This window comes from Amycolatopsis sp. NPDC000009, from assembly GCF_055563465.1.
Genome location: NZ_JBVHDI010000014.1, coordinates 85,341 through 110,881, shown reverse-complemented (window position 1 = coordinate 110,881; position 25,541 = coordinate 85,341). Strand labels below are relative to the sequence as shown.

Annotated in this window: 23 protein-coding genes; 5 read left to right on the top strand and 18 right to left on the bottom strand. The window is 70.3% G+C overall.

Going from position 1 to position 25,541, the window contains the following annotated elements:
* Positions 1–18: 18 nt before the first annotated feature.
* Together ACZ3HL_RS30460 and ACZ3HL_RS30455 are read left to right on the top strand one after the other, a co-directional pair.
* Positions 19–1,365: an alpha/beta hydrolase gene (locus ACZ3HL_RS30460; RefSeq protein WP_465534966.1), complete on the top strand. Its 1,347-nt coding sequence runs from the start codon at positions 19–21 to the stop codon at positions 1,363–1,365.
* Positions 1,366–1,375: 10 nt separating this feature from the next.
* Positions 1,376–1,753 carry a hypothetical protein gene (locus ACZ3HL_RS30455; protein ID WP_465418870.1) on the top strand — a complete coding sequence of 126 codons (378 nt, stop codon included), beginning with the start codon at positions 1,376–1,378 and terminating at the stop codon, positions 1,751–1,753.
* Positions 1,754–1,815: 62 nt separating this feature from the next.
* Here ACZ3HL_RS30455 and ACZ3HL_RS30450 read toward each other — a convergent pair whose 3' ends face one another.
* Genes ACZ3HL_RS30450 through nadA form a run of 4 tightly spaced genes read right to left on the bottom strand, consistent with a single transcriptional unit; the run spans position 1,816 to position 6,581 of the window.
* Positions 1,816–2,985: a S8 family serine peptidase gene (locus ACZ3HL_RS30450; protein WP_465534965.1), complete on the bottom strand. Its 1,170-nt coding sequence runs from the start codon at positions 2,983–2,985 to the stop codon at positions 1,816–1,818.
* A gap of 46 nt (positions 2,986–3,031) precedes the next feature.
* Positions 3,032–3,922, bottom strand: coding sequence for a carboxylating nicotinate-nucleotide diphosphorylase (gene nadC, locus ACZ3HL_RS30445; RefSeq protein WP_465534964.1), 891 nt, complete (start codon positions 3,920–3,922; stop codon positions 3,032–3,034).
* Positions 3,919–5,574, bottom strand: a complete 1,656-nt coding sequence (locus tag ACZ3HL_RS30440) for an L-aspartate oxidase (RefSeq protein ID WP_465534963.1) — start codon at positions 5,572–5,574, stop codon at positions 3,919–3,921. Before ACZ3HL_RS30440 ends, nadC begins: the two co-directional genes overlap by 4 nt.
* Positions 5,571–6,581, bottom strand: coding sequence for a quinolinate synthase NadA (nadA, locus tag ACZ3HL_RS30435; RefSeq protein WP_465534962.1), 1,011 nt, complete (start codon positions 6,579–6,581; stop codon positions 5,571–5,573). Before nadA ends, ACZ3HL_RS30440 begins: the two co-directional genes overlap by 4 nt.
* A 115-nt stretch (positions 6,582–6,696) precedes the next feature.
* Here nadA and ACZ3HL_RS30430 point away from each other — a divergent pair, with 115 nt between their 5' ends.
* Positions 6,697–7,332: an NUDIX hydrolase gene (locus tag ACZ3HL_RS30430; RefSeq protein ID WP_192741116.1), complete on the top strand. Its 636-nt coding sequence runs from the start codon at positions 6,697–6,699 to the stop codon at positions 7,330–7,332.
* Between the two features lie 40 nt (positions 7,333–7,372).
* The gene (locus tag ACZ3HL_RS30425; protein ID WP_465418881.1) at positions 7,373–8,089 is read left to right on the top strand and encodes an LON peptidase substrate-binding domain-containing protein; all 717 of its coding nucleotides are present in this window, start codon (positions 7,373–7,375) and stop codon (positions 8,087–8,089) included.
* Between the two features lie 278 nt (positions 8,090–8,367).
* Here ACZ3HL_RS30425 and ACZ3HL_RS30420 read toward each other — a convergent pair whose 3' ends face one another.
* The 10 genes from ACZ3HL_RS30420 to ACZ3HL_RS30375 all read right to left on the bottom strand — a co-directional run bounded on the left by ACZ3HL_RS30420 (position 8,368) and on the right by ACZ3HL_RS30375 (position 20,155).
* Positions 8,368–9,408: a M48 family metallopeptidase gene (locus ACZ3HL_RS30420; RefSeq protein ID WP_465418883.1), complete on the bottom strand. Its 1,041-nt coding sequence runs from the start codon at positions 9,406–9,408 to the stop codon at positions 8,368–8,370.
* A gap of 98 nt (positions 9,409–9,506) precedes the next feature.
* Entirely contained in the window at positions 9,507–10,112 is a 606-nt protein-coding gene (locus ACZ3HL_RS30415) for a DUF2567 domain-containing protein (protein WP_465534961.1), read from the bottom strand.
* A gap of 139 nt (positions 10,113–10,251) precedes the next feature.
* Positions 10,252–10,455: a biotin synthase auxiliary protein BsaP gene (gene bsaP, locus ACZ3HL_RS30410; RefSeq protein ID WP_126733760.1), complete on the bottom strand. Its 204-nt coding sequence runs from the start codon at positions 10,453–10,455 to the stop codon at positions 10,252–10,254.
* Positions 10,442–11,458: a biotin synthase BioB gene (gene bioB / locus ACZ3HL_RS30405; RefSeq protein ID WP_400562928.1), complete on the bottom strand. Its 1,017-nt coding sequence runs from the start codon at positions 11,456–11,458 to the stop codon at positions 10,442–10,444. The genes bsaP and bioB overlap by 14 nt, the downstream gene beginning before the upstream one ends.
* 84 nt (positions 11,459–11,542) lie before the next feature.
* Entirely contained in the window at positions 11,543–12,259 is a 717-nt protein-coding gene (gene bioD / locus ACZ3HL_RS30400) for a dethiobiotin synthase (RefSeq protein WP_465419064.1), read from the bottom strand.
* A gap of 53 nt (positions 12,260–12,312) precedes the next feature.
* Entirely contained in the window at positions 12,313–14,520 is a 2,208-nt protein-coding gene (locus ACZ3HL_RS30395) for a SulP family inorganic anion transporter (protein WP_465535033.1), read from the bottom strand.
* 252 nt (positions 14,521–14,772) lie between these two features.
* A complete protein-coding gene (locus ACZ3HL_RS30390; protein ID WP_465534960.1) occupies positions 14,773–17,031 on the bottom strand; it encodes a bifunctional SulP family inorganic anion transporter/carbonic anhydrase in 2,259 nt (752 codons plus the stop codon).
* Positions 17,032–17,270: 239 nt separating this feature from the next.
* Positions 17,271–18,551: an adenosylmethionine--8-amino-7-oxononanoate transaminase gene (locus ACZ3HL_RS30385; protein WP_465534959.1), complete on the bottom strand. Its 1,281-nt coding sequence runs from the start codon at positions 18,549–18,551 to the stop codon at positions 17,271–17,273.
* A gap of 25 nt (positions 18,552–18,576) precedes the next feature.
* Positions 18,577–19,776, bottom strand: a complete 1,200-nt coding sequence (locus tag ACZ3HL_RS30380; protein ID WP_465534958.1) for a cytochrome P450 family protein — start codon at positions 19,774–19,776, stop codon at positions 18,577–18,579.
* 25 nt (positions 19,777–19,801) lie between these two features.
* Positions 19,802–20,155 (bottom strand): SRPBCC domain-containing protein, encoded by a 354-nt coding sequence (locus tag ACZ3HL_RS30375; RefSeq protein ID WP_465419068.1) that lies wholly within the window; start codon positions 20,153–20,155, stop codon positions 19,802–19,804.
* Positions 20,156–20,279: 124 nt separating this feature from the next.
* Here ACZ3HL_RS30375 and ACZ3HL_RS30370 point away from each other — a divergent pair, with 124 nt between their 5' ends.
* Entirely contained in the window at positions 20,280–20,903 is a 624-nt protein-coding gene (locus ACZ3HL_RS30370) for a nucleoside/nucleotide kinase family protein (RefSeq protein ID WP_465534957.1), read from the top strand.
* Positions 20,904–20,907: 4 nt separating this feature from the next.
* On the opposite strand, the gene ACZ3HL_RS30365 is transcribed toward ACZ3HL_RS30370, so the two are convergent.
* The 4 genes from ACZ3HL_RS30365 to ACZ3HL_RS30350 form a co-directional block, all read right to left on the bottom strand.
* Positions 20,908–22,065 carry a glycosyltransferase family 4 protein gene (locus ACZ3HL_RS30365; RefSeq protein ID WP_465418897.1) on the bottom strand — a complete coding sequence of 386 codons (1,158 nt, stop codon included), beginning with the start codon at positions 22,063–22,065 and terminating at the stop codon, positions 20,908–20,910.
* A 77-nt stretch (positions 22,066–22,142) separates the two neighbouring features.
* Positions 22,143–23,195: a C40 family peptidase gene (locus ACZ3HL_RS30360; RefSeq protein WP_192741106.1), complete on the bottom strand. Its 1,053-nt coding sequence runs from the start codon at positions 23,193–23,195 to the stop codon at positions 22,143–22,145.
* Between the two features lie 445 nt (positions 23,196–23,640).
* Positions 23,641–23,883 carry a hypothetical protein gene (locus ACZ3HL_RS30355; protein WP_192741105.1) on the bottom strand — a complete coding sequence of 81 codons (243 nt, stop codon included), beginning with the start codon at positions 23,881–23,883 and terminating at the stop codon, positions 23,641–23,643.
* Positions 23,884–24,116: 233 nt separating this feature from the next.
* The gene (locus ACZ3HL_RS30350) at positions 24,117–25,505 is read right to left on the bottom strand and encodes an NYN domain-containing protein (RefSeq protein WP_465418902.1); all 1,389 of its coding nucleotides are present in this window, start codon (positions 25,503–25,505) and stop codon (positions 24,117–24,119) included.
* Between the last annotated feature and the right edge of the window lie 36 nt (positions 25,506–25,541).

Here is a 25,541-nt window from a genome sequence, read left to right as displayed (position 1 = left end):
AGGAGAGGCGGCTCGGTGATGGCATCCAGTGCGGGCGGTTACCGGGTCGCCCCCGCCAGGCTCGAAGCGGCGGCGGCCGAACTCGAACAGCGCGCCGGCGTGCTCAAGACCGCGCAGACCGCGCTGGCCGGTGAGAACGTCCCGGCCACCGCGTTCGGCCAAGTGTCTGCTTCCAGTGCGGCTTCGGCCACGTACACCAAGACGATCAAGGACGTCGCGGGCAAACTCGACGGCCAGATCACCAAGGCGACGGTGATCCACCAGGGCCTGACGGCCGCGGGCGGCGGCTACCGGCGTGCCGACGTCCAGATCGCCGCCGCCTACCGGTCACTTATGCCGGAGAACCCGTTGCCCAAGGCCGGGAATCCGTCCGGCGTCGGCGGCGCGGCCGACACCGGTTCCTGGGCCACCGCGATCGCCGAGAACCGCACGAAGGTCGCCGACGCGCTGACCACCGAACGCGAACGGCTCGCGAACCTCCTGGCCCAGGGCGGAAAAGCCGGCGACATCGCGAACGCGCGCACCAGGATCGCGCTGTACGAGGACATCCTCGCCAACGACCGGCAGATCCTGCGGTTCGACCCGTCGGGCAACGGACGCATCGCCGAACTCGTCGGCCGCATCGAGCCGGGCACCCGCAACGTCGGATTGTTCGTCCCCGGCGTCAACACCTCGTTCGACAATTTCCAGAGCTACGCCGACCTCGGCAAGAGCCTGGTCGCCGCGGACGCCACCGGACGCACCGCGATGGTGGTCTGGGCCGACGGGGTCTTCCCGCAGAACGTCGTCACCGAAGGGCCGGCCGCGCACTACGCGCAGACGATGGCGCCCGAGCTCAAGGCGTTCGGCGACGAACTGCGCGGCCAGATCGACAGCCACGCCGGACCGGGCGTCGTGGTCACCGCCGTCGGGCACAGCTACGGCGGTGCGACCGTGGGGCTGGCCGAGCAGCTCGGGCTGCGGGCCGACCAGGTGCTGCACGTCGAGTCCGCGGGTATGGGACACGGCATCTGGAGTCCGGACGACCTCCCGGCCAGCCAGGCCGGCGTGCAGCGGTACTCCATGACGGCCCCCTTCGACCCGATCGTGGTGGCACAGGGCAACGCGGGCCTCGTCGAATGGCTCGGCGCCGGGCACGGAGCGGACCCCGACCGCTTCCCCGGCGTCGTCGAACTGGAAACCGGTCGCGACGCGAACGGCGATCTGCAGTGGGGTTTCGAGTCCCACAGCGGGGTGCTCAAGCCGGGTTCCGATTCCTGGAACAACATCTACGGTGTGATCACGGGTGGCGCGGTGACGCACGAGGGCTTCACCGGTGGCTCCCTGCGCGAAATGGTCATCGAAGGCGTCGGACGAGGCTTGTGAGGGGTTCACCGTGATCACCAGGAACACCGAGCTCGACCCGCTGGCCGAGGACCTGACCGCGGTCATCGACGGCGTCGCGGGCACCTTCGGCTCCAGCGCCGAGCGCACCGTGGAAGGCGAGCTGGACTGCGACCCGACGCGGCCGGGCCGGTCGCTCTGCTGGCAGTACGGCCTCCGGGTGGACGACGCGACCGACGCGATCCGCAAACTCGTCGACGTCGTCCTGCCGCTGCTGGAGAGTCAGGGCTGGCGAACACGCGACCGCAGCAACCCGCGCGAGCTGATCGCCCAGTTCAGCCGTGACGGCGCCGACTTCAACGTGCACGTCTCCCGCGCCGGCGACGGCGTGGCCATCGTGGGCTCGACCGCCTGCGTAACCGTCCCCTAAACCCCGGGGGTCGCGAAAGACCTCGTGAGCGGCGGCGGTGTCCCCCAGTACACCGCTGCCGCTCACGAGGCGCGGAATCGCGAAGGTTTCCAACCCCGGCGCCTGCCCCGCCGGACCGCGGCCACCACCACGCCCACCGCGATGGCCGCGGCCACCCCGGAGATGGCGAGCACACCGGAAACCTTGTCCGCGTTGGCCCGCGCGGGCGCGGCGGCGGGGACGACGAAGGTGTCCGGGCCCGCGCTCGGCGGCCCTCCCGGACCGGGCGTACCGGCCGGGATCGAGGCGGAAACGGCGGCGTAGGCGTCGATCGCGCCCCAGCCCCGCCGAGGATCGTGCCCACCGTTCGGCCCGCGATGCGCGGTCAGCGTCAGCCGCGTGACGACCTGCTCGGGTGACAGCTCCGGGTGATACGCGCGCACGAGCGCGGCGACACCCGCGACATGCGCCGCGGCCAGGCTCGGGTCACTCACCGGCCACCGGTGCGCCACGGTCCCGGCCGCGCCCGCGGACGTGCTGACCAGTTCGGCGCCGGGCGCGGAGATCTTCACGTAGGAACCGGATTCCGTCTGCACCGCCGCACCGGTCTGGTCGGTCGATCCCACGGCGAGCACGCCGGGTGTCGCGGTCGGGTAGGAGGTCTGGCCCTGTTGCGTCCCCGCGGCGGGAGAGACGATCAGCGCGCCTTTCTCCTTGGCGCGCGACACGGCGCCCGTCAGCGCGGGGCTGTCGGAGGCGGCCGGGACGGCGATCAGGATGATCCCGGCGCCGCGGTTCAGCGCGGTTTCGATGGCGCCCGCGAGCTGCCCTGGGTCGCCGCCGCCGTTCACCTGGGTGTAGCGGATCGGCAGGATCTTGGCGCCGGGCGCGATCCCGGTGAACGTGGTGGACGGATCCGGTTGCGCGCCGACGATCCCGGCGGCGATGGTGCCCCGGCCGTCGCAGTCGTCGGCCTGGGTGCCCTGGCCGCCGAGGAGCTGGCCGGGCGCGAACTGGCCGTTGCCGCCGTCGACCCCCGTGCCGATCACGGCGACCAGCTGGCCGGTGCCGCGGGAGAGCGGCCAGATCCGCACGGGATCGATCAGCCGCTGTCCCCACGGGACGGCCGCGGTGTAGGTGCCCGTCGGGTTCGCGCACTGCTCGGCGACCGCCGCCGACGGGACGGGGGTGCCGAGCAGTGCCACGAAACCGACGCATCCCGCGACGGCACTTTTACCGGCAAAGCCCACCATTCCTCCAGAATTCCCTTGTCACACAAGGGAATTCTAGTGCGCCAGGTCAGCGCAGGTCCATCCCGAGGTCGAGCGCGGGCGAGGAATGCGTGAGCGCTCCGACGGCGAGGAAATCCACACCGGACTCCGCGTACGCCCGTGCGACGTCCAGCCGCAGACCACCCGAGGATTCCAGTCTGGTCTTCGGGGAAACCTCGTCCCGCCGGTCGACGGCCTTCGCGCACTCGTCGGGCGTGAAGTTGTCCAGCAGCACCTCGTCGGCCCCCGCGGCGAGCGCCTCGTCCAGCTGGGCCAGGTCGTCGACCTCGACCTCGCAGTGCAGTTCGGGCGCGTGCTCGCGCGCGGCCGTGAGCGCGGCGGTCACCGAACCGGCGGCGACCACGTGGTTGTCCTTGATCAGCACCGCGTCGCCGAGCCCGAGCCGGTGGTTCACCCCGCCGCCGGCACGCACGGCGTACTTCTCCAGCAACCGCAGCCCGGGCAGCGTCTTGCGGGAATCCCTGATCCGGCAACCGGTTCCCTCCACGGCGCGCACCCAGGCGGCGGTCGCGGTGGCGATACCGGACAGGTGGCACAGCAGGTTCAGCGCGGTGCGTTCGGCGGTGAGCAGGCCGCGCACCGGGCCACGCACGACCAGCGCGGGCTCCCCGGCGATCAGCCGGTCGCCGTCGTCGCGGGCGGCCAGGATCTCCAGGTCCGAGCCGAGCACGACGTCGAACACCGCCAGCGCCACCGGGATCCCGGCGACCACGCCTGCCGCCCTCGGCGTGAGCTCGGCCAGGGCGCGGGCGGATTCGGGCACGGTGGCGTTCGTCGTCGCGTCGGGCCCGTAGCGCAGATCCTCGGCCAGCGCCGTCGTGACGACACGCCGCACGTCGGCGGCGTCGAGACCGTGATCGTCCAGCGCCTTGACGACCCACGGGGAGAATTCGCTCATGCCACACCCTCCAAAGCGATCGGATCGGCCAGCACCGGCTGCCCCGACGGGCTGAGCCGGATGAGCTGGCCGCGCTGCCGGCCGTTGTCGTCGCGTTCGGGGAAGTCGGTCCGCACGTGACAGCCGCGGGACTCCGTCCGGCGCGCCGCCGCCGCGACCAAAGCCTCCGCCACCAAGGTGAGCGCCGCGTCCTCCACGATCCGGGGAGTCCACAACGGACTCTCGGCCACCGAAAGATCCAGCACCGAACCCACGACCGAAAGACCTTCCGCGTCCCGGCCGATGGCGGCGTACCGGCTCATCGCCCGCTGCACCGCGTCGCGGTCGGCCACCGCGACCTTCGCCGGAGGCATGAGCACACCGCGGCGCGGATCGCCCAGCAATCCGGCGGCGAGATCGATGGCGACCGCTTCCGCCACCCGCTGCCCGACGACCAGACCCTCGAGCAAACTGTTGGAGGCCAGGCGATTCGCGCCGTGCAGGCCGGTCCTGGCGACCTCGCCCGCCGCGTAGAGACCGCGGACGCCGGAGCGTCCGTCCACAGTGGTCACCACGCCACCGCAGGCGAAATGCGCCGCGGGCGTGACCGGGATCGGGTCCTTCGCCGGATCCAGCCCGATCGCCGCACACGCCGCGTGCACGGTCGGGAACCGCTTGGCGAACCCGGAGATCCCTGTCGCGTCGAGGAAGACGTGGTCGTCGACACCGCCGGGCGCCTGCGTCATCCGGCGGGTGATCGCCGCCGACACGACGTCCCGCGGCGCGAGATCTCCGAGCGGGTGGACTCCCCGCATCACCGAAGCACCCGTCGCGTCGTGCAATGTCGCGCCCTCGCCGCGCACCGCCTCGGTGACCAGCGGGAGACGGCCGCGCGCGCCGGGCGTGAACAGGACCGTCGGGTGGAACTGGACGAACTCGACGTCCGCGACCTGCGCGCCCGCACGCAATGCCAGCGCCAGCCCGTCGCCGGTGGCGAGCTCCGGATTCGAAGTCGCCTGATAGAGCTGCCCCAGCCCACCGCTGGCCAGCAGCACCGCCGGTGCCCGGACGACCCCGGGAACGCCGTTGTGGTCCAGCACGGTCACGCCGACGACCTCGCCCGCGGGCGTGCGGATCGCGTCGACGGCGATGTGGTGCTCCAGCACCGGGATCCGCCGGTCACCGGCCGTCGCGACCAGCGTCCGCTCGACCTCCGCGCCGGTCGCGTCGCCACCGGCGTGGATGACGCGGAACGCGCTGTGCCCGCCTTCCCGTGTACGGGCGAGCTCGGGCCGTCCATCGGCCGCCGGGTCGAAACGGGCACCCTCGGCGCGCAGCCGGGCCACCGCGGCCGGGCCACCGGCGATGATCGACCGGACTGCGTCCTCGTCACAGAGCCCGGCACCGGCGGTGAGGGTGTCTTCGGCGTGCTTGCCGACCGAATCGCCTCGCTCGTGCTCACCCTCCAGGACGACCGCGATACCGCCCTGCGCCCACCGGGTGTTGCCGTCGGAGACCGTCGCCTTGGTGACCACCAGGACGTGCAGTCCGAGTTCCCGCGCCCGCAGCGCCGCGGTGAGCCCCGCGACGCCGCTGCCGATCACCACGAGATCGGCGGCGGCCTCCCAGACCGGGTGGGTTTTCGCCTGAAGAGCGGTAACCGGGTCGGTCATTCTCCGCCGCCAGGCTGCCCGATCTCGATCATGCGCTGCACGGAAGCGCGGGCACGGGCGGCGGTCTCGGCGTCGACGTGGACCTCGTCGGCACCCTCACGCAGCGACCGCAGGAGGGCGGCCGGCGTGATCATCTTCATGTACCGGCAGGACGCCCGGTCGTTCACCGCGCGGAAGTCGATCTCCGGCGCGGCCTTGCGCAGCTGGTGGATCATCCCGATCTCGGTGGCCACGAGCACCGACTTCGCCTTGGTGTCGCGGGCGGCGTGGACCATGTCGCCGGTCGAGAGGATCTTGACCCGCTCGGGGGCGACGGCGCCCTCTCCCGCCAGGTACAGCGCCGAGGTCGCGCAGCCGCATTCCGGGTGGATGAACAGGTCGGCGTCCGGGTTCTCCGAGGCCCGCTCGGCCAGCTCGGCGCCGTTGATCCCGGCGTGCACGTGGCACTCACCCGCCCAGATGTGCATGTTCTCCCGGCCGGTCACGCGTTTGACGTGCGCGCCGAGGAACTGGTCCGGCAGGAAGAGAACCTCCTGGTCAGCGGGGATGGAGGCGACCACGTCGACGGCGTTCGACGAGGTGCAGCAGATGTCGGTCTCCGCCTTGACCTCGGCCGTGGTGTTCACGTACGACACGACGACCGCGCCCGGGTGCTCGGCCTTCCAGGCGCGCAGTTCGGCGCCGGTGATCGAGTCCGCGAGCGAGCAGCCCGCCCGCGCGTCCGGGATCAGGACGGTCCTCTCCGGCGCCAGGATCTTCGCCGTCTCGGCCATGAAGTGCACGCCGCAGAAGACGATGGTGGACGCGTCACTGCTCGCCGCGATACGGCTGAGCGCGAGGGAGTCGCCGGTGAAATCGGCGATGTCCTGAATCTCGGGGACCTGGTAGTTGTGCGCGAGCAGGACGGCGTCGCGTTTGCGCGCGAGGCTTCGCACCTCCTCCGCCCAAGCCGCGTCGGCGACCACGCCACCGTACGGAGTCAAGTCGTTCTCACACGTGATCGTCATCGTTCTGGCCCTCCTGGACCTGTCTCCGGTTTTCGCCTTATAATCGAAAACCGTGCGAAGTCATCTTAACACCCAGACCCCCCTCGCCCACGAGGTCTTGGGAGCGGTCCTTCAAGTGCGCTCCGACACACTCCGGGTCCTGCTGTGGCGGCGTGCGCTCGATCCGCATCTGGGCCGCTGGTCACTGCCCGGCGGCAGGCTTCGCCCGGATGAAGACGTCGAGGCGTCCATCCGGCGGCAGCTCGCGGAGAAGGTCGACGTACGCCAGTTGAAGCATGTGGAGCAGCTGGCGGTCTTCAGCGCGCCGGACCGGGTGCCGGGCCCGCGCGTCGTCGCGACGGCGTTCCTCGGCCTCGTACCGTCCGATGTGGACCCCGAGGTCCCCGAAGACACCGAGTGGCACGACGTTTCCGAGCTGCCGCGGACTGCGTTCGACCACGAGTCCATCGTGCTGCGCGCGCGGGACCGGCTCCGTTCGAAGCTCTGCTACACGAATCTCGGCTTCGCGCTCGCCCCGGAAGAGTTCACCGTATCGGCGTTACGGGGCCTGTACTCGGCTGCGCTGGGTTACCGGGTGTCCGCGACGAACCTGCAGCGGGTGCTGTCCCGGCGCGGGCTGCTGCTCCCCACCGGGCACACCGCCCCGCCCGGCCGCAGCGGTGGACGTCCGGCGGCGCTCTTCTCCTTCGCGGGCAAGGGGATGCAGATCACCGACCCGTTCGCCGTCTTCCGCCCGCCCGCCGGGAAGTGACCGTCCTGCGAAGTCCTCCCGGTCCCCGTACCTTGAACGGGTGACCGAGCCGAGCGAGGAGTCCACCGGGAAGGCGATCTTGCCGCTGTTCCCGCTACAGACCGTGCTTCTGCCCGGAACACACCTTCCGCTGCACATCTTCGAACCGCGGTACCGGCAGTTGATGGCCGACCTCGTCGGCGAGGTCGTCCCGGACCGCGAGTTCGGCGTCGTCGCGCTGCGTTCGGCGATGGTCCGGGAGGTCAGCGGGCCGGAGCACGTCCACGAAGTCGGCTGCAGCACGGTGCTGCGCGAGGCGAAACGGCTGCCGGACGGCAGATTCGACGTCGTCACCACCGCGCGGCGCCGGTTCCGGCTGCTCGAGATCGACCGCGTTTCCGCGCCGTACCTGATCGGCGCGGTCGAGTGGGTGCCCGACGACCGGGTCGCCTCGGTACCCGGCGACACCGTGAACAGGCTCGCCGACGTCGCGAAGGCCGCGCACCGGCGCTACTGCGAATCCGCGTGGAACGACGAAGACTGGACCACCCCGCCTGAAGACGGCGACATCGCGGCGCTCGCGTACCGGCTCACCGCGGACTGCCTGCTCCCGCTGGAGGACCGGCAGCGCCTGCTGGAGGAGACGAACCCGCTGCGGCGGCTGCGGATCGCGTGCCGGCTGCTGACGCGGGAGGCCGGGTTCCTCAGCACGCTCGGCGCGGTCCCGATGCCGCCGGGGGAACTCGGCGAGTTCACGCGCCCCTCGAACCTGAACTGACGACTTCGTGAGTGGTAAGGACGGTCTGGCCGAGGGTGTCTCAGGTACCTACTGGCTCCGGCCGCCCTGATGCCGGGCCCGGTTCGTGAGGGCCTGGGGGTCTGGAGCCGGGCCCGGCCACGGCCGAGGTTGCGAAAGCCACTTTCGCAACCTTCAACGTTGCGAAAGTGGCTTTCGCAACCCGCTGTCCAAGCCCAGCAGCACCCCCGGTACCGAGTGGGTCTGGTCTCGTGAGTGGTAAGGACGGTTCTAACCGTCCTTACCACTCACGAGACCCACTACTTGCCGGACTCCGGTTCCTTGTCGGTACCGAACTTGCTCCACACCTTGCCCGCCGCCCCGGACACCGCCTCGCCGACGTCGCTGAACACCTTGGTCAGCGGGTCGGCCGAACTGTTCCAGGAGTCCTTGTACGACTTCGCGGCCGACTTCAGGTCGTCGGTCCAGTTGGACGACGGCGCGTCCTCGTCGCGGCGCGGGTACTCACCGGCCAGGATCCCCCGGTAGTCCTCCGACGCGGCCCACTTCTGCAGTTGCGCGGCGCGCACGACGGCCAGCGGATGCGACATCGTCTCGACGTAGCGCAGCTTCAAGTAGCTGTCCCGGATGTCCTCGACCGACTCGTACTCCGCCGCCTGCTGCAGGAAGGCCGGGATGTCGATCTTCGACGGGTCGATCCCGCCCGCGACCAGGATCTGCGAGCGCAGCGCCGCCGTCGGATCCTGCGAGCACAGCAGCCCGGCGCGGTCGCACGACAGTTCGGCCTTGCGGTACCACTCGCGCAGCGCGGCGATGACCACGCGGATGCCGATCGCGCTCACCGGCGTCCACGACATCGACATCTGCAGGCCGATCAGCCGGATCATGATCGTGCGGTACACCGCGTGCCCGGACAGCACGTGCCCCATCTCGTGCCCGATCACGAACCGCAGCGACGCGAGGTCCATCGCCTCGACGGCCGCGGTGTTGAGCACGATGAACGGCTCGTCCATGCCGATCGTCTGCGCGTTGACCTCGGGGCTGCGGGCGACGAACAGGTTCGGCACGCGGTCGAGGTCGAGCGTTTCGGCGCATTCGTTGCGCAGTTTGTCCAGCTCGGGATACTGCTTCGGGCCGACCCTGATCGCGGACGCGAGGGCCATCAGCCGCTCGCCGCGTTCGGCGTAGAAGCCCGAAACCGCCTTCACGACCTGCGCGAATCCGGGAACGGCGCGCAGCGTGGCCAGTGCGCCGCGGTCCACGGGGTGTTCGTAGGCGCGCGGGCTGATACCCGGGAAGCGGACGGCGTTGTGCCGGGAAACCTCGATGTCGTCGGTCAAGAGAATGTCCCCCCTTGCCCCCGCCACCACCCTCAGCGGAGGCGCTCGCGCCCAGTATCGAATCCAGAGAAGTTGCCGCCCACCCTAGAGGAAATTCGTCAGCCGAGGCGGCGGCCCAGGTCTTCCCGTCCGTTCCACGCGGTCAGCAACGTGTACGCCAGCGTGGTCATCAACGGCGCGGCGAGCATGATCCACGGGGATTCGATCTGCGGCGCCTTCGCGATGACGTCGCCGACGGCGGGCGCCGCGCCGATCTCGTAGCGGCCGTTGGCGAACGCGACCCCCATCGTCGTCCCGAGCCAGCCCGCGAGGGTCGCGCCGCCGGTCGCGGCGATCAGCACGACCGGACCGCGGCGCTCCCGCAGCAGCCAGGTCACGATGCCGATCAGCAGCCCGGCGCCGAGCGCGAGGAAACCGTAGACGGCGAGGTCGTCGAAGCGGTGCCAGCTCTCCAGCTCCAGTGGGGCGAGGGTGCCGCGGTCGTTGATCACGCGCATCCGCTGGGGCGGCGCGAGCCGCGACCAAAGCCAGGCCAGCGGAAACCCGAGCAGCCCCGCCGTGGACAGGACGCTGACCGCCGGCAGCAGATCGGCCTTGACGACGACCTTGGGGTGCGGGCGGCGCGGCCTCGGCAGCACGGGCACCGACCAGGGGTCGGGCACGCTGGAAGACAGGTGCGCCGGTTTACCGGTCGTCTCGCCCAACCCCGGACTCCTCCCTCGTGCGGCTTGTGCAGAGCGTAACCAATGACGCCCGCAGCGCACGCGCCTCCACCGCGTTTCGTCCTCTGAATGCGGTCGTTGCGCGTGCAACTACCGCATTCAGAGGACGAAACGCGGGAAGTCAGCCGGCGAGTTCACCGTGACGGCTGCACCGGGCCGTCCAGCCGACCGGGGTGATCTGGACGACCATCCGCCGCGCGCAGTACGTGCAGTAGCGCGGCGGTTCGAGCGCGGTTCTCGGGTTGTGGCAGGCCGGATGTTCCGCGCCACCGTCGGACGGCTGTCCACAGTGGACGCAGAACGCGGGTTCGTCAGAGGACGTCACTGATCGCCTTCACCGGCATCTTCAGCTCGTCGAGCATCGCCAGGTCCGCGGTGGCCGGGCGGCCGAGGTTGGTCAGGTAGTTGCCGACGATGATCGCGTTGATGCCGCCGAGCATGCCCTGCTTGGTCCCCAGGTCGCCGAAGGTCAGCTCACGGCCGCCGGAGAAGCGGAGCAGCGGACGGGGCATCGCCAGCCGGAACGCGGCCACGGTCCGCAGCGCGTCCTTGCCCTCGACGACCTCGTATCCCTCGTACGGCGTACCCGGCTGCGGGATGAGGAAGTTCATCGTGCACTCGTCGGGGTTCAGTTCGGCCAGCTGCGCCGCGAACTCGGCGCGCTGCTCGATGCTCTCCCCCATGCCGATGATGCCGCCGCAGCAGACCTCCATGCCCGCCTCGCGGATCATGCGCAGGGTCTCCCAGCGCTCTTCCCACGTGTGCGTGGTGACGACGTTCGCGAAATGCGAGCGCGCGGTCTCCAGGTTGTGGTTGTAGCGGTGCACGCCCATCTCGACGAGCTCGTCGACCTGCTCCTGGGTGAGCATGCCGAGCGAGCAGGCGATCTGGATGTCGTTGCCGTCCTCGCGGATGGCCTTGATCCCCTCGCGGACCTGCGAGAGCAGCCGCTTGTCGGGGCCGCGGACGGCGGCGACGATGCAGAACTCGGTCGCGCCGGTCTCGGCGGTCTGACGGGCGGCCTTGACCAGGCCGGGGATGTCCAGCCACGCCGAACGCACGGGCGTCGGGAAGCGGCCGGACTGCGAGCAGAAGTGGCAGTCCTCCGGGCAGCCGCCGGTCTTGAGGCTGATGATGCCCTCGACCTCGACCTCGGGGCCGCACCAGCGCATCCGGACCTCGTGGGCCAGCGCCAGCAGGTCGGTCAGGTGGTCGTCGCCGAGCCGCAGGACCTCGAGGATCTGCTCTTCACTCAGCCCGACACCACGCTCGAGGACCTGGTCACGCGCCACGGCGAGGATGTCGACGGTCTCCGGGGCAGTGGTCACGAGGCGGCTCCTGTTCGGGGTGGGGCGGTGAAGCGAAGGCACATCATCGTGCACGACCGGGCGTCCCGGCCACAGCGACGCAGGTCACTTCTGGGCCGACGCGCGGCCGACGAAGCATTCGGGGTCGAACTCCCCGCCGAACCACGGCGAGAGACCCGCCTTGGCCAGGTCGACGAACTCGGAGTGCCCGGCCGAGCCCAGGCCGGCCGGCAGCGCGCCCAGCAGCGGGGCGCCGGCGGCGACCGGCAGGTCGGCCAGGTTCGACACCGCCGCCAGGTCCGGCTCGTCCGGCCACGAGCCGATGATCACCCCGGCCACGGTGAGCCCCCGTTTGGTGGCGACCTCGGCGGTCAGCGCGGTCGCGTTGAGCGTGCCCAGCCCGGCCTCGGCGACGATGATCACCAGCGCGCCCAGGGACCACGCGACGTCGGCCAGCGTGGCCCCGTCGGCGTCGAAGCGGACCAGCAGGCCGCCCGCGCCCTCGACGAGCGTGAGGTCGTGATCGCCGTCGAGGTCGCTCGCCGCGGCGGCGATCTCGCTCGGCGTCAGCGCCGGGAGTCCCGAGAGCCTGGCGGCCGCCTCCGGCGACAGCGGATCCGGGTATCTTCGCAGCTCACGCGTGGTGACCGGACCGGCGAGCCGGAGCACGTCGGCGAGGTCGCCCGGTTCGTCCGGGCCCACCCCGGTCTGCGCCGGTTTCAGCACGGCGACACGCTGGCCCTGACCGGCGGCCAGAGCGGCGATGGCGGCGGTGGAGATCGTCTTGCCGACACCCGTACCGGTGCCGGTCATGACCAGCATGCTCACGTGCGTTGAACTTAGTGGGTCGGAGTGAAGGATGGCTGAACGGGCCGTCAGCTCCCCTGCCGGGGCACGGCGGCGACGGCGCCGACCGGGGTGAACGCCGGGCTCTCGTCGTCGGACAGGTAGACCTGCGCCGCCCCGACGTCGAAGTACATCCCGGTCAGGTGCAGTTCGCCGCGTGCCTCCGCCTCGGCGATCAGCGGGTAGTGGCGCAGGTGCTCCAGCTGTTGCAGCACGTTCTGCAGCGCCAGCCGGTCGACCTCGGTGGCCGGGCGTTCACCGTCGAGGGTCACCGCCGCCTTGCGGTTCGCGCTCGGCTCGGCGTGCCGCAGCCACGAAGCCAGCATCGGCGCCCCGTCCGGGGCACCGGTGGCCAGCGCCTGCATCGCGCCGCAGCCGGAATGCCCGCAGACCACGATCTCCCGCACCTTCAGCACACCGACGGCGAACTCGACGGTGGCACCCATCGACGGGTCCGCCCGGCGGGCGGGTACCAGGTTCCCGATGTTGCGGACGGTGAACAGGTCGCCGGGACCGCTGGTGGTGATCATGTTCGGCACGATCCGCGCGTCACCGCAGGTGATGAACAGGGTGTGCGGCGACTGGCCGCCCGCCAGCTTGCTGAGCGCGGGCTGCATGAGCGCGGCGGTACGCCGCTGGAACTCGGTCGCCCCGCGCAGGGTGGGCCCGCCGCGCTGCCCGGGCACCTGGATGTCCTTGGCCTGCCAGTCGGACCACGGCGCGAGGAATCGCGGCACCGACCGCACCGCGGCCGTCCTGCTCAGCGTGGGGTCGCCGGATTTGCCGTTGGCGAACCACGGATGTCCGACCTCGTCGACGATCACCTGCCCGCCGGCGCGTTCGTGCGCCTGCTGCCAGTTCGAAAGGCTTTCGAAGGCGGCGTGGTCGAGGTAGTCGACGACCAGTTCCAGAGTCACCTTCGCGCCGTCGGGCACGGTCGCGAGCACCCGGCTGAGCCTCGGCACCGAAAGGAACGTCAGGACGCCTTCGACGACGACGCGCCAATCGTCACCGTCGCGTTCGGCGTGGATCCCGGACCACACCGTGCGCCGCAGCATCAGCAGCACCGAAAGCGCGATCCCGAGCAGAACGCCGGTGAGCAGGTCGAAGACGACGACCCCGGCGAGCGTCACCAGGTACAGCCCCAGGTCGCCGTGTTTGAGGACCTCCTTCATGTGGCCGGGGTTGACCAGCTTCGCGCCGACGTGGACGAGCAGGCCCGCCAGTGCGGCGAGCGGGATGTTCTGGATCAGCCCGGCGAACGCCGCGACGAAGACCAGGATCCAGACGCCGTGCAGGATCGCGGACAGGCGGGTGCGGGCGCCGGCGGCGACGTTGGTGGAACTGCGGACGATCACACCGGTGACCGGGAGCCCGCCCAGCGCGCCGGAGGTCATGTTCGCGGCGCCTTGCCCGACCAGCTCGCGGTCGAGGTTCGATCGCGGCCCGGTGTGCATCTTGTCGACGGCGACGGCCGAGAGCAGGCTTTCCACGCTGGCGATCAGCGCGATGGTGATGACCGCGACGGCGAACGCGCCCCAGCCGGCGTCCGGGAATTCCGGCGCGAAGCGGATGGTGAGCAAGTCACCCGGGAGGTTGACGCGAGGCAGCGTCATCCCGGCGGCGACGGACAGCACGGTCACCAGCGCGATCGCGGCGAGCGGGCCGGGCACCTTGCGGACGGACTCGGGAAGCCGCGGCCAGAGCAGCAGGATGCCGATGGTGAGCACGCCGATCAGCGCGGCGGTGTCGTGGTGCCCGACGATCTGCGCGGGCAGTTCGGCGATGTTCTTGAGCGCCGAGCTCTGGGCCGTTCCGCCGAGTACGACGTGAAGCTGGCCGAGGACGATCGTGACGCCGATTCCGGCGAGCATGCCGTGGACGATGGCCGGCGAGATCGCGAGCGCCGCGCGGGCGATGCGGCTCAGGCCGAGCAGGATCTGGAGCGCGCCCGCGGCGACGGTGATCGCGCAGGTGGTCGCCCAGCCGAAGGTCGCGATGGTCTCGGCCATGATCACCGTCAACCCGGCGGCCGGGCCGCTGACCTGGAGAGCAGAGCCGCCGAGGGCTCCGGCGACCACACCTCCCACCACGGCGGCGATCAACCCCGCGACGATCGGCGCCCCTGACGCGAGCGCGATCCCGAGTGACAGCGGGACGGCGACGAGGAACACCACCAACGAGGCGGGCAGGTCGTGCCGGAGCACGGCGAGAGGTTTTTTGATGATCACCATCATGATCACCAGGAAACTGATGAATTGTCCGATATGCACCACCCTATCGAGTGAATATCACCCTGCAGGCGAGTGGTGTGGCCCACTTTCGGCCCGTTTTGTTGCCCGGAGATGTCTCCAGCATTGCGAAAAGCCTTACAGGCTCCCGAATTCTGGGATGTACCGGTCGGCCGCCCGGTCAACTCGACCGTCCGTGAAGGCCTCCTTCCCTACCCTGAAGGTAGGCAAGGAGGCCTTCACGGACTTGCGGAGAACTCAGGACTTCACCGGGGTCGCCGCCGAGGTGAACGACCGCAGCGCCTCGTCGAGCAGGTACACGTTCGCCTTCCCGACGTCGAAGTACATCCCCGTCAGCCGGAGTTCGCCACGCGCCAGCGCGGCCTCCACCACCGGGTACGAGCGCAGGTTTTCCAGTTGCTGCACCACGTTGTGCAACGCCAGCAGATCCGCCTCGTGGCCGGGACGGACACCGTCGAGCAGCACCGGCCCTTCGCTTTCCCTGCGCCGCATCGTCGCCTCGCCGTGCCGCAGCCAACCACCGAGGTGCACGAGACCGGAGGGCGCGTCACCGAGCAGCGCCTTCATCGCCCCGCAGCCGGAATGCCCGCACACCACCACTTCCCGCACCCGCAGCAGCCCGACGGCGTACTCGATCGCCGCCCCCACCGAGAAATCCGCCTCGGCACTGGCGTGCGGGACGAGATTTCCGATGTTCCGCACGGTGAACAGGTCCCCCGGCCCGCTGGTGGTGATCAGGTTCGGCACGATCCGCGCGTCGCCACAGGTGACGAACAACGTATGCGGCCGCTGCCCGTTCGCCAGTCCGTCCCACGTGCTCCGCAGCAGCGGCGCCGTCCGCCGCTGGAATTCCGAAGCACCACGGCACAACGGAACACTGCCGCCGCGCTGGCTCGGCAGTTCGAGATGTCCGGCCTGCCATTCCGACCACGGCGCGAGCCATCGCGGCACCACGCGCGAGGCGACGCCGCGCCGTACGGTCGGGACGCCCGCCTTCCCGCGTCCGAACCACGGATGCCCGATCTCGTCGACGATCACGGTCCCCCCGGCGCGTTCGTACGCGCGCTGCCAGCCGCGCAAGCAGTCGAAGGCGGCGTGGTCGAGGTAGTCGACGAACAGTTCGAGCGTCACCTCCGAACGTCCGGGGACTTCGGCGAGGACGGTCGTGAGCCTTGGCACGGAAAGGAAAGTGAGCGCGCCTTCGATGACGACGCGGCTCCGCGGGCCGTCCCGTTCGACGTGGACCCCGGAGAACAGCATCCGGCGCAGCATCAGCGCGAGCGCCACCACGATCCCCGCGGCGACACCGGTGAGCAGGTCGACCGCGACCGCGCCGAGCAGGGTCGCGAGGTAGACCGGCAGGTCGCCGTGACGGCGGACCTCACGGAGATTGGTGAGGTTGACCAGTTTCGCGCCGACGTAGACGAGGAGGCCGGCGAGCGCGGCCAGCGGGATCAGACGCAGCGCGCCCGCCAGGAACAGGCAGCAGCCGAGGATCCAGACGCTGTGCAGGATCGCCGACATCCGGGTGCGGGCGCCCGCTTCGAAGTTGGTCATGGTGCGTACGACGACGCCGGTGACCGGGAATCCGCCGAGCGACCCGGAGGCGGCGTTCGCCAGGCCCTGCCCGATCAGTTCGCGGTTGAGGTCGGTGCGCGGCCCCTCGCGCAGTTTATCGATGGCGACGGCGGAGAGCAGGCTCTCCAGGCTGGCGATGAGCGCGATGGAGAGGACGGCGGCGACGATCGCGGCCACGGAACCGGACGGCGCCTCGGGGACGAAACCCAGCCCTGGCAAGCCGTTCGGGAGGTCGACACGCGGCAGGTCCATCCCGGCCGCGACGGAAAGGCCGGTCGCCAGCGCGACGGCGGCGAGCGGGCCGGGAACGCGGCGCACCGAACGCGGCATCCGGGTCCAGGCCAGCAGAACACCGACGGTGACGACACCGATCAGTGCGGCCTGGTCGTGGTGCCCGACGATCCGGCCCGGCAGCGCGAGGACGTTCTCGATCGCGGAACTCCGCGGCGTGCCACCGAGTACGACGTGCAGCTGGCCGAGGACCAGGATCAGGCCGATCCCGGCGAGCAGGCCGTGCACGATGGCGGGCGAGATCACCAAGCTCGCCCGCGCGACGCGGCAGACGCCGAAGAGGATCTGGACCACGCCCGCCGCGGCGGTGATGGCGCAGGTGGCCGCCCAGCCGAAGGTGGCGATGGTCTCCGCGATGACGATGGTCAGCGCGGCGGAGGGACCGCTGACTTGCAGAACGGAGGCGCCGAAGAGGCTCGCGACGATTCCGCCGACGACGGCGGAGACGAGTCCGGCGAGCAAGGGGGCCCCGGCGGCGTGTGCGACGCCGAGCGAAAGCGGGACGGCCACGAGGAAGACGACGACCGAAGCCGGGAGGTCGTGGCGAAGGTTCTTCAGGAGGGTCGTTGCGGGATTGCGGCGGCCCGGAGGCCCGGTGTCGTGCTCGTCACCAACGAAGTCGATCATGGGGGCAGGAAACCCGATCCGCGCGCAAAAGTCCGCTACGCAAAGGTTTCTCAGGTTTGCTTGTGCACCAGGGAACTAGGACAAACCACGCTTTCACGACAAAGGGTCCGAGTTGGACCTCGATCGGACTCGCCCGTTCGCTTGACCAAGATCAACTCGCGACCACGCTCTGTACCCAGCGTGGCCTCTCCGGTTTGCTGTGGCCGCTGTCACACTCTTTGGGTTGAATTTCGCCGTTTTTACGCTTTTTGTGCGGCCGAGACCATTGCGGAGGTGATCGCGGCGAGGTCGCCCGCATCGGAGATGTACGGCGGCATCGTGTAGATCAGATTCCGGAACGGGCGCAGCCAGACCCCGTTCGCGGTGAGGATCTCGGTCGCCACCGCCATGTCCACGGGATGGTCCAGTTCCACCACGCCGATGGCGCCGAGCACCCGCACATCGACGACGGCGGGCAGTTCGCGAGCCGGTTCGAGCCCGGCCTTCAGCGCCGCCTCGATCCGCGGGACGTCGGACTTCCAGCCACCCTCGGCCAGGATCCCCAGCGAGGCGTTGGCGACGGCCGAGGACAGCGGGTTCGCCATGAACGTCGGACCGTGCGCCAGCACCGGCAGCTCGCCGCGCGAGATCCCGTCGGCGACCTCCGGCGTGCACAGCGCCGCCGCCATCGTGAGGTATCCACCGGTCAGCGCCTTGCCGAGGCACAGGACGTCCGGCGTGACGCCGGCGTGTCCGGCGGCGAACATCGTGCCGGTGCGGCCGAAACCGGTGGCGATCTCGTCGAAGATGAGCAGGACGTCGTTGGCCTCGGTGATCTCGCGCAGCGCGCGCAGGTACGCGGGCGGGTGGAACCGCATTCCGCCGGCACCCTGCACCACCGGCTCGACGATGACCGCGGCCAGCTCGCCCGCGTGCCGCTCGATCTCGATCGCGAGCAGTTCGAGGTACGCCGGATCCGGCTCGTCGGCGAAACCGCCGGGCGGTTTGGGCAGGAACAGCTGGTCCGGCAGGATCCCGCGCCACAGCGAGTGCATCCCGCCCTTGGGATCGCAGACGCTCATCGGCGTGAACGTGTCGCCGTGGTAACCGCCGCGCCAGGTCATCAGGCGCCGCTTTTCCTTGCGCCCCACCGACTGCCAGTACTGCAGGCACATCTTGACGGCGACCTCGACCGACACCGACCCGGAATCGCACAGGAAGACGTGCCGCAGCCCGTCCGGCGCGAGGTCGACCAGCGTCTTCGCCAGCCTGATGGCCGGTTCGTGGGTGAGGCCGCCGAACATCACGTGGCTCATCCGGCCCGCCTGCTCGGCCAGCGCCGCGTCCAGCACCGGGTGCCGGTAGCCGTGGATCGCCGCCCACCAGGACGACATGCCGTCGACCAGCTCACGGCCGTCGTCGAGGGTGAGCCGGACACCGCTCGCCTCACGCACGAGCAGGGAATCGATCGTGCTCGGCATCGGCCCATACGGGTGCCAGACGTGTTCCGCGTCGAGCGCGAGGAGTTCGGCGGAGTCCATCCGGCGACCCTACGACACCCTCACCTCAGCGCAGGCGCACAGGGAGGGTTTCCAGCCCGTGGACGAGGGTGCTTTCCCGCCACCTCAAGGTTTCCGGCCCGGCGTCCAGGCTCAGCGCCGGAAACCGCTCCAGCAGCCCGCGCAACGCGATCCCGGCCTCCAGCCGGGCCAGCGGGGCGCCGACGCAGTAGTGGATGCCGTGCCCGAACGCGAGATGCCCGGTCGCCGACCGTGTGACGTCCAGCCGGTGCGGGTCCTCGAACCGTCCGGCGTCGCGATTCGCGCCGAGCAGGGAGACGAGCACGAATTCACCCGCCGGGATCTCGACGTCACCGACCGGGACGGGTTCCTTGGTGAACCGGATGGTCGCCAGGTGGATCGCGCCGTCGTAGCGCAGGAACTCTTCGATCGCGCCGGGCAGCAGGGCGGGATCGGCACAGAGCGCGGCCAGCTGTTCCGGCTCCCGAAGCAGCGCGAAGACGCTGTTCGCGATCAGGTTGACCGTCGTCTCGAAGCCCGCCACCAGCAACAGGAACGCCATCGCCAGCAATTCCTCCGCGGAGAGCGAATCACCCTCGTCGCTGGCGTGGATCAGTCCCGAAAGCAGGTCTTCGGCGGGTTCGGCTCGCTTCTCCTCGATGAGGTCGACGAGGTACGCGTGCATCTTCGCCGCCGCGGCCTGGAGTTCCTCCGGCGTCGACCAGGCGACCATCGTGTTCGACCACGTCGCGAACGCGGGCTGGTCGCCCGCGTGGACACCGAGCAGTTCGCAGATCACCCGGATCGGCAACGGGACGGCGAAGGCCGGCAACAGGTCGACGTGCTCGGCGTCGCCGATGCCGTCCAGCAGTTCCGCGGTGATCTGCTCGATCCTCGGCCGCAGCCGGGAAACCGTACGCGAGGTGAAGGCCTGGTTGACCAGTTTGCGCAGCCGGGTGTGGTCCGGCGGATCCGTGTTGAGCATGTGCCCGCCGAGCGCGCGTACCGCGCTGTCGGCCGCCGATTCGAAGCCGTCGCGTTCGAAGAGCCGCCGGATGGCCGCCGGATCCTTGCCGACGCGGGAATCCGAGAGGACCGCTCGGGCTTCGGCGTATCCGGTGACGATCCAGACGTCCAGGCCGCGCGGCATCCGCACCTTGCGGGCCGGGCCCTCTTCGCGCAGCAGCGCCGAAACCCGGTGCGGTTCCTGGACGAGATCCTCGGCCAGGTTCTTCGGTTCCCCCATCGGTACGCCTCCCCCGGCGCGCCGGTCAGCGTTCGGCCAGCGCGGCCACCACTCGCTCGGTCACTTCGGTCCAGTATGCCCGCTGTTCCTCGCGCTCGTCGGCGCCCGCGAGCCACTCCTGGTGGAAGCGGAGCGTGGTCTTCTGCTCGGTTCCGCTCACCGTGATCTGCAGGGTCGAGTCGTGGTCCCAGTCCTTCGGCCGCCAGGTCAGGCGGAGCTTGTCGCCCTCGGAGCGGCCGCGGATCTCGCCGGTCGTCCCGTTCGCCGTCTCGTACGCCGCGCCCAGCTCGGTGCCGAGCTCGGCGCCAGGCCCGAGCCAGATGCCCACGCCCTCGCGTCCGACCAGGAAGTCCCACACCTGGGCGCCGGTGTACGGCACCGTCTGGGAAACGCCTACCTGCCAACCACTCCCGGCTGTTTTGGCCGTTGCTTTTGCCACCTGGCCATCATCCCATCGGGTGTACCGTGCGACGGTCACCGGTCCGGGTGGAGGATCTCTGTCTGTGCGCTACCGTCCGATTTCTCCCGCTCTGCTGGTCTCCGAACTGACCCAGCGCATCACGGCGATCACGGGCCGCCGCCGGATCGCGGTCGCGATCGACGGCGCGGCCGGTGCGACCAACACCACAGAACTCGCCGACGCCCTGGTCGATCCCCTGCGGGTCGCCGGTCACGCGGTGTTGCGGGTCTCGGCGAACGACTTCCTCAGGCCGGCCTCGCTGCGCTTCGAACGCGGCAAGGAAGACCCGGATTCGCGTTACACCGACTGGCTCGACCTCGGCGCCCTGCGTCGCGAGGTGCTGGACCCGCTCGCCGACGACGGCAGCGGGCAGGTTCTCCCGTCGCTGTGGGATCCGGTCCGCGATCGCGCCACCCGTGCCGGACGCGTCGCCCTGCCCGAGGGCGGCGTCGTCCTGCTGAACGGTGAATTCCTGTTCGGGGCCGGGCTCGCCTTCGACCTGAGCGTGCACCTGTGGCTCTCACCGGCCGCGCTCAAGCGGCGGATACCCGAGGAATGGGCGCTGCCCGCGTACGAACGCTACGAACGGGAAGTCGACCCGTCGGCGCTGTCCGACGTGGTGATCCGCGTCGACGATCCGAAGCATCCGGCGCGCTACGAACCCTGACTCCTCACCGCACCGCCGCGACGGGGTCGCCGTCGAGCAGCCCGGAAAGCCTGTTCGCCATGGTGTCCCACCGCCAGTTCTCGCCGACCCAGTCGCGGCCGGCGGCGCCCATCCGCCGCGCCCGCACCGGATCCGCCAGCAACGCGGCCAGCGTCTCCCGAAGCTGCTGCTCGTCACGGCCATCGACGACGTGCCCGGTGACCTCGTCCAGCACCGTTTCCGGCGCGCCACCGGAATTACCGGCGACGACCGGCAGCCCGGTCGCCGAAGCCTCCAGGTACACGATGCCGAGGCCTTCGACGTCGAGGCCTTTCCCCCGCGTCCGCGCCGGCATCGCGAAGACGTCACCCGCGTTGTAGTGCGCGGGCAGCTCCTTCCACGGCACCGACCCGGTGATGACGACGCTGTCTTCGACGCCGAGCGCCTCGACGAGCCCGGTGAGGGTCTTGCGGTACGGTCCGCCGCCGACGAGCAGCAGCGCCGCGTCCGGGATCCGCTTGCGGAGCTCGGGCAGGATCTTGATCAGCATGTCCTGGCCCTTGCGCGGGACCAGCCGCGAAACGCAGACGATCGTCGGACGGTCGCCGAGCCCGTGCCGCTCGCGGATCTCCTTGCCCGCGGCCGGATCCGGGCGGTACAGCGAGGTGTCCACGCCGCACGGGAGCATCTCCAGCCCCGCCATCGGGCCGAAAGCGGCCGAGAACCGGGAGCGCGTGTACTTGCTGACGTAGGTGATCACGTCGACGGTGTCGCCGATCCGCCGCAACGCCTGGCGGGAACCCGGCAGCATCGACCAGCCGACCTCGTGACCGTGCGTGGACGCCAGGACCCGCCGGGCGCCCGCCGACCGCAGCGGATGCCCCAGCAACGCCAGCGGCGCCGCGGCGCCGAACCAGACGGCCTCGCAGTCGCGGGCGCGCATGATCTCCTTGGCCCGTTTGAGCACGTCCGGCGTCGGCAGCATCAGCGACGTCGGGTGGCGCACCACCTCGAACGGGGCGGCGGCGTCGAACTCGCCGTGCGAGCCGGTGCTCGATTCCCAGGACGGCGCGTAGACGACCAGGTCGTCGGCGGGGAGGCGGGTGGCCAGCGAGTTCAGGTAGTTCTGGATGCCGCCTGGCCGGGGCGGGAAGTCGTTGGTCACCAGCAGGGTCCTCAGCACCCCTGCAGGCTACTTGGCCCGCCGCATACGAAAGGGGCGGCACCGCCTGCGCGGTACCGCCCCTTGTCGTCTGTTCGTCAGGCCGTCGGGCGACGGGCGCCGACGTAGTTGTTCTGCAGCGGCGACACCTTGACGACGTCACCGGTGGTCGGCGCGTGCACCATCATGCCGTTGCCGACGTACATGCCGACGTGCGAGACCGGCGAGTTGTAGAACACCAGGTCGCCCGGCTGGAGCTGCGAACGCTGCACCGCGGCGCCGAAGGTCGACTGCTGACGGCTGGAGCGCGGCAGGGTGAGCCCGGCCTGCTTGTACGCCCAGAGCATCAGACCGGAGCAGTCGAAGGACGACGGACCGGTGTCGCCCCAGCCGTACGGGCTGCCGAGCTTGCTCTTCGCGGCCGCCAGTGCGGTCGCGGCGGCGGGACCCGGGGCGGGCACGTTGGGGAACGCGCCGCCCTTGTCCTTCTGAGCGTTGCGATCCGAGGCGCTGAGGTTGTTGCTCGCGCGCTGGATCTCCGCGAGCTGGTCGTTCAGCGTCTTCTGCCGCGCTTCGATGTCCGTGGTCAGCTTGGCGGCCGTGTCACGGGCGGCGGTGGCCGCGTTCTGCGCGTCCGCCGCCTGCTTGGCAGCGGCCGCGGCCTGGGCGACGGCACCGCTCAGGTTGTTCAGCGCGGTGTTCTTGTTCGCGGCGAGGACCTCGAGTGCCGAGGAACGCTCCAGGAAGTCCTGGGTCGACGCGCCCGACAGCAGCGACGACAGCTTGTTCAGCTGCACACCGCTGGTGAAGGAGGCACCGGCGAACTTGTTCACCTCGGCCTGGAACGTCTTCTCGTCACCGGCCGCTTTGACACCGAGTTCCTTGGCGGCGGCGGCGTCGGCTGTCGCCTTGTCGAGCTCGCTCTGCTTCGCGGCGAGGTCGTCCTTCGCCTTGAGGAGGTCTTCGTTCGCCTTCTCCGCCTGCGCCGCGAGGTCGCGGTACTTGGCGAGCGCGTCCGAGCCGGACGGGGGTTGCTGGAGGGCGGGGCCTGGGGCTGCAGTGGCCGGGGCCTGGACGACGGTCACCGCGGTGATCACCGCGGCCGCGGCCAAAGCTCCTGACACCACGCGCTTCACTGGATGCGACTGCACGGTCGCGCGTGTCTCCTTTGCTGTCGGCCACCGACTCGGAACCCGGGACGAAGAGGTCGGGGGCCCTCTTCCGCGAAGCCGCGTCGCCGGCCGTGAGGCCCGCGCGGTTCCCCGCGTTCCCGCCTTGCGCCTGGCCGAGAGCTATCGCAACAGGTTTGGCGCACGGCTGGTTCTGATGCAACTCCCCGACAAAGCTGCCTCGGTGGCGATCCCGTGTCGTCGTCTGGCGACGACTTCCGGCCACGAGATCTCGGACAGGTTACGAAACCACGGGCACGACGTCCACCATGGCAGGCGCAAAAACTCTGCGTGATGCGCCGAAACACCTTCGGACCAGCATGAGCGGAAAGATGTGACGGGCGTTACATCCTGGGACCTGTCGCGACTACCTACCGTTCACCTGATCGGATCGACCACTCGTCGAATGTCCCGGTAGTGGCGTGTCTCAGGCGGTTTTCCGGCGCTCCTGCTCCACGATCGCGACCATCCGGAGGCGCGGGACCATCCCCGCTTCCGCGAGCGCGTCGACCGCTTTCCGTTCGTCGGCGTCCCATTCGAGCGACGGCGGCGCGCCGAGGAGGACGCTGACGACACAGTCATGACATGCGTCACCGCGGACCGCGCACCGGTCGCAATCGATGACGAGCGTCTCTATGTCCGCTATATCGGCGATGGCCTTGTCGTGCATCTCGGGCTCCTCACTTTCAGTGGTGAGGTGCACATTAAGAGCGACCACCGACAGTTTCGGTCTCGTGAGCCCACCGAGACGGCACCTGCGTCCGGCCCGATCACGCGTGATCAGAGCCGTAACTCACGTGATCAGAGGCGTAACTCGCGGGTTTGGACCAGGTACGCCTTCGATCACGCGAGTTACGTCTCCAGTCACGCGAGTTACGCCTTCGATCACGCGTGTTTCGGGAACTAGACCCGGCTGAGCCGTGAAACCAGCACCGCCGACGGCACCGGGTGCGCGCCCTTGCGCCGCACCGAGTCCGCCACCGCCCGGTCCGTGCTCGCGACCACCATCGGCCGCCCTGGCGGCTCCGCCGCGACCAGGGACCGGATGACGTCGTCCGCGAGGACACCGCGTTCGGAGAACAGCACCCGCACCCCGCGCGGCACCGCCGCGGGCACGGAAAGCACACCGGCGCCGTCGAACACCACGGTGACCTCGGCCGAAGTCCGCGCGGCGAGCGCGGAGAGCTGGTGGATCAGCCGGTCTCGCTGGTCCGAAAGCGCCAGCTCCGGATATCCGGTCTTCGTGACGTTGTAGCCGTCGACGATCAGGTGCACGTTGGGCAGCGCGAGATGCCGGTCGAGCCCGGTGACGTCCTGGATCTTGCCGCCCGCCCCGATACCCGACGTCGCGCCGCGGACCATGTCCGCCGGCCGCTGTCCCCGCGCGCTCACCGAAAGTTCCCGGCGCAGCCCGCCGACGGCGCCTTCGATCGTGTCCAGCAGCAGCCCGAGCCGGACCTCGTCGGCCTGACGCGCCTCGCGGGCGGACTGACGGGCGATCTCGGCGTCCGTGACGGCCTTCTCCGCCCGTGCCCGCTCTGCCGCGACACGCTGCCTCTCACGGTCCAGCTGGGCCTTCAGTGCCTTGATCTCCTCGGCGCTCTCAGCGCCGCCGCTTTCCAGCTGAGCATGGGCCTCTGCGACGGCGTCCTTCGCCTGGCGCAGCTGAACGCCTTGTTCCCGCAAGCGCTTCAGCAGCTTCTCGACCTCGGCGTCGCGTTCTCCCCGCGCGCCACTCGCGATCTCCTTGGCCTCGCGCAACTCTTCGCGCAGCTGGGCCAGTTCGGCCTCCAGCCGCTGGTTGCGGGCCAGTGCGGCGTCGCGTTCGGCGCGCAACGCCGTCTCCTCGGCGTTCTTCGCCACCAGCCGGACCCGGCCGGCCGCGCCCGCTTCGCCGAGGAGCACGGCGGCGGCCGCGGCGGCGACGGAATCGGGGGCGTTCGGGTCGAGGGCGTCCTTGCGGTGGTCGCGCAGCCATTCGGTGACCGCGACCCGGAACTGCGAAGACTCCCCCAACGCGGCGAGCAACGCCGTCCCGCCGAGTTTCGCGCGTTTCGCCGGGGCGAATTTCGCGACCGGGCGCAGCTGCCTCGGCACGTCGGCGGACGGCAGTTTGCCGACGGCGGCGGCCGCCAGCTCGGCGATCCGCTCCCGTACGGTTTCCGGCAAGGCCGTCCAGCCTTCGGCGGGCACCTCTTCGGACGTCTCCTCCGCGCCCGCGGACGCCACGACACCCGAGGGGCCACCGATGGCGTCCTCGGGCGTTTCGGGCACTGCGGGCTGCGGTTGCATCGCTCCAGCGTAGGCCCCATCCCCTCGGGGCGCGCT

Excerpts from the sequence above, each read along its gene's own strand:
- ACZ3HL_RS30390 (WP_465534960.1), bottom strand. The coding sequence starts at position 17,031 with ATGATCGACTTCGTTGGTGACGAGCACGACACCGGGCCTCCGGGCCGC.
- ACZ3HL_RS30450 (WP_465534965.1), bottom strand. The coding sequence starts at position 2,985 with ATGGTGGGCTTTGCCGGTAAAAGTGCCGTCGCGGGATGCGTCGGTTTC.
- nadA (WP_465534962.1), bottom strand. The coding sequence starts at position 6,581 with ATGACGATCACGTGTGAGAACGACTTGACTCCGTACGGTGGCGTGGTC.
- ACZ3HL_RS30460 (WP_465534966.1), top strand. The coding sequence starts at position 19 with ATGGCATCCAGTGCGGGCGGTTACCGGGTCGCCCCCGCCAGGCTCGAA.
- ACZ3HL_RS30395 (WP_465535033.1), bottom strand. The coding sequence starts at position 14,520 with ATGATGGTGATCATCAAAAAACCTCTCGCCGTGCTCCGGCACGACCTG.
- ACZ3HL_RS30350 (WP_465418902.1), bottom strand. The coding sequence starts at position 25,505 with ATGCAACCGCAGCCCGCAGTGCCCGAAACGCCCGAGGACGCCATCGGT.
- ACZ3HL_RS30440 (WP_465534963.1), bottom strand. The coding sequence starts at position 5,574 with ATGACCGACCCGGTTACCGCTCTTCAGGCGAAAACCCACCCGGTCTGG.
- ACZ3HL_RS30385 (WP_465534959.1), bottom strand. The coding sequence starts at position 18,551 with ATGGACTCCGCCGAACTCCTCGCGCTCGACGCGGAACACGTCTGGCAC.
- bioD (WP_465419064.1), bottom strand. The coding sequence starts at position 12,259 with ATGCTGGTCATGACCGGCACCGGTACGGGTGTCGGCAAGACGATCTCC.
- ACZ3HL_RS30380 (WP_465534958.1), bottom strand. The coding sequence starts at position 19,776 with ATGGGGGAACCGAAGAACCTGGCCGAGGATCTCGTCCAGGAACCGCAC.
- ACZ3HL_RS30355 (WP_192741105.1), bottom strand. The coding sequence starts at position 23,883 with ATGCACGACAAGGCCATCGCCGATATAGCGGACATAGAGACGCTCGTC.
- nadC (WP_465534964.1), bottom strand. The coding sequence starts at position 3,922 with ATGAGCGAATTCTCCCCGTGGGTCGTCAAGGCGCTGGACGATCACGGT.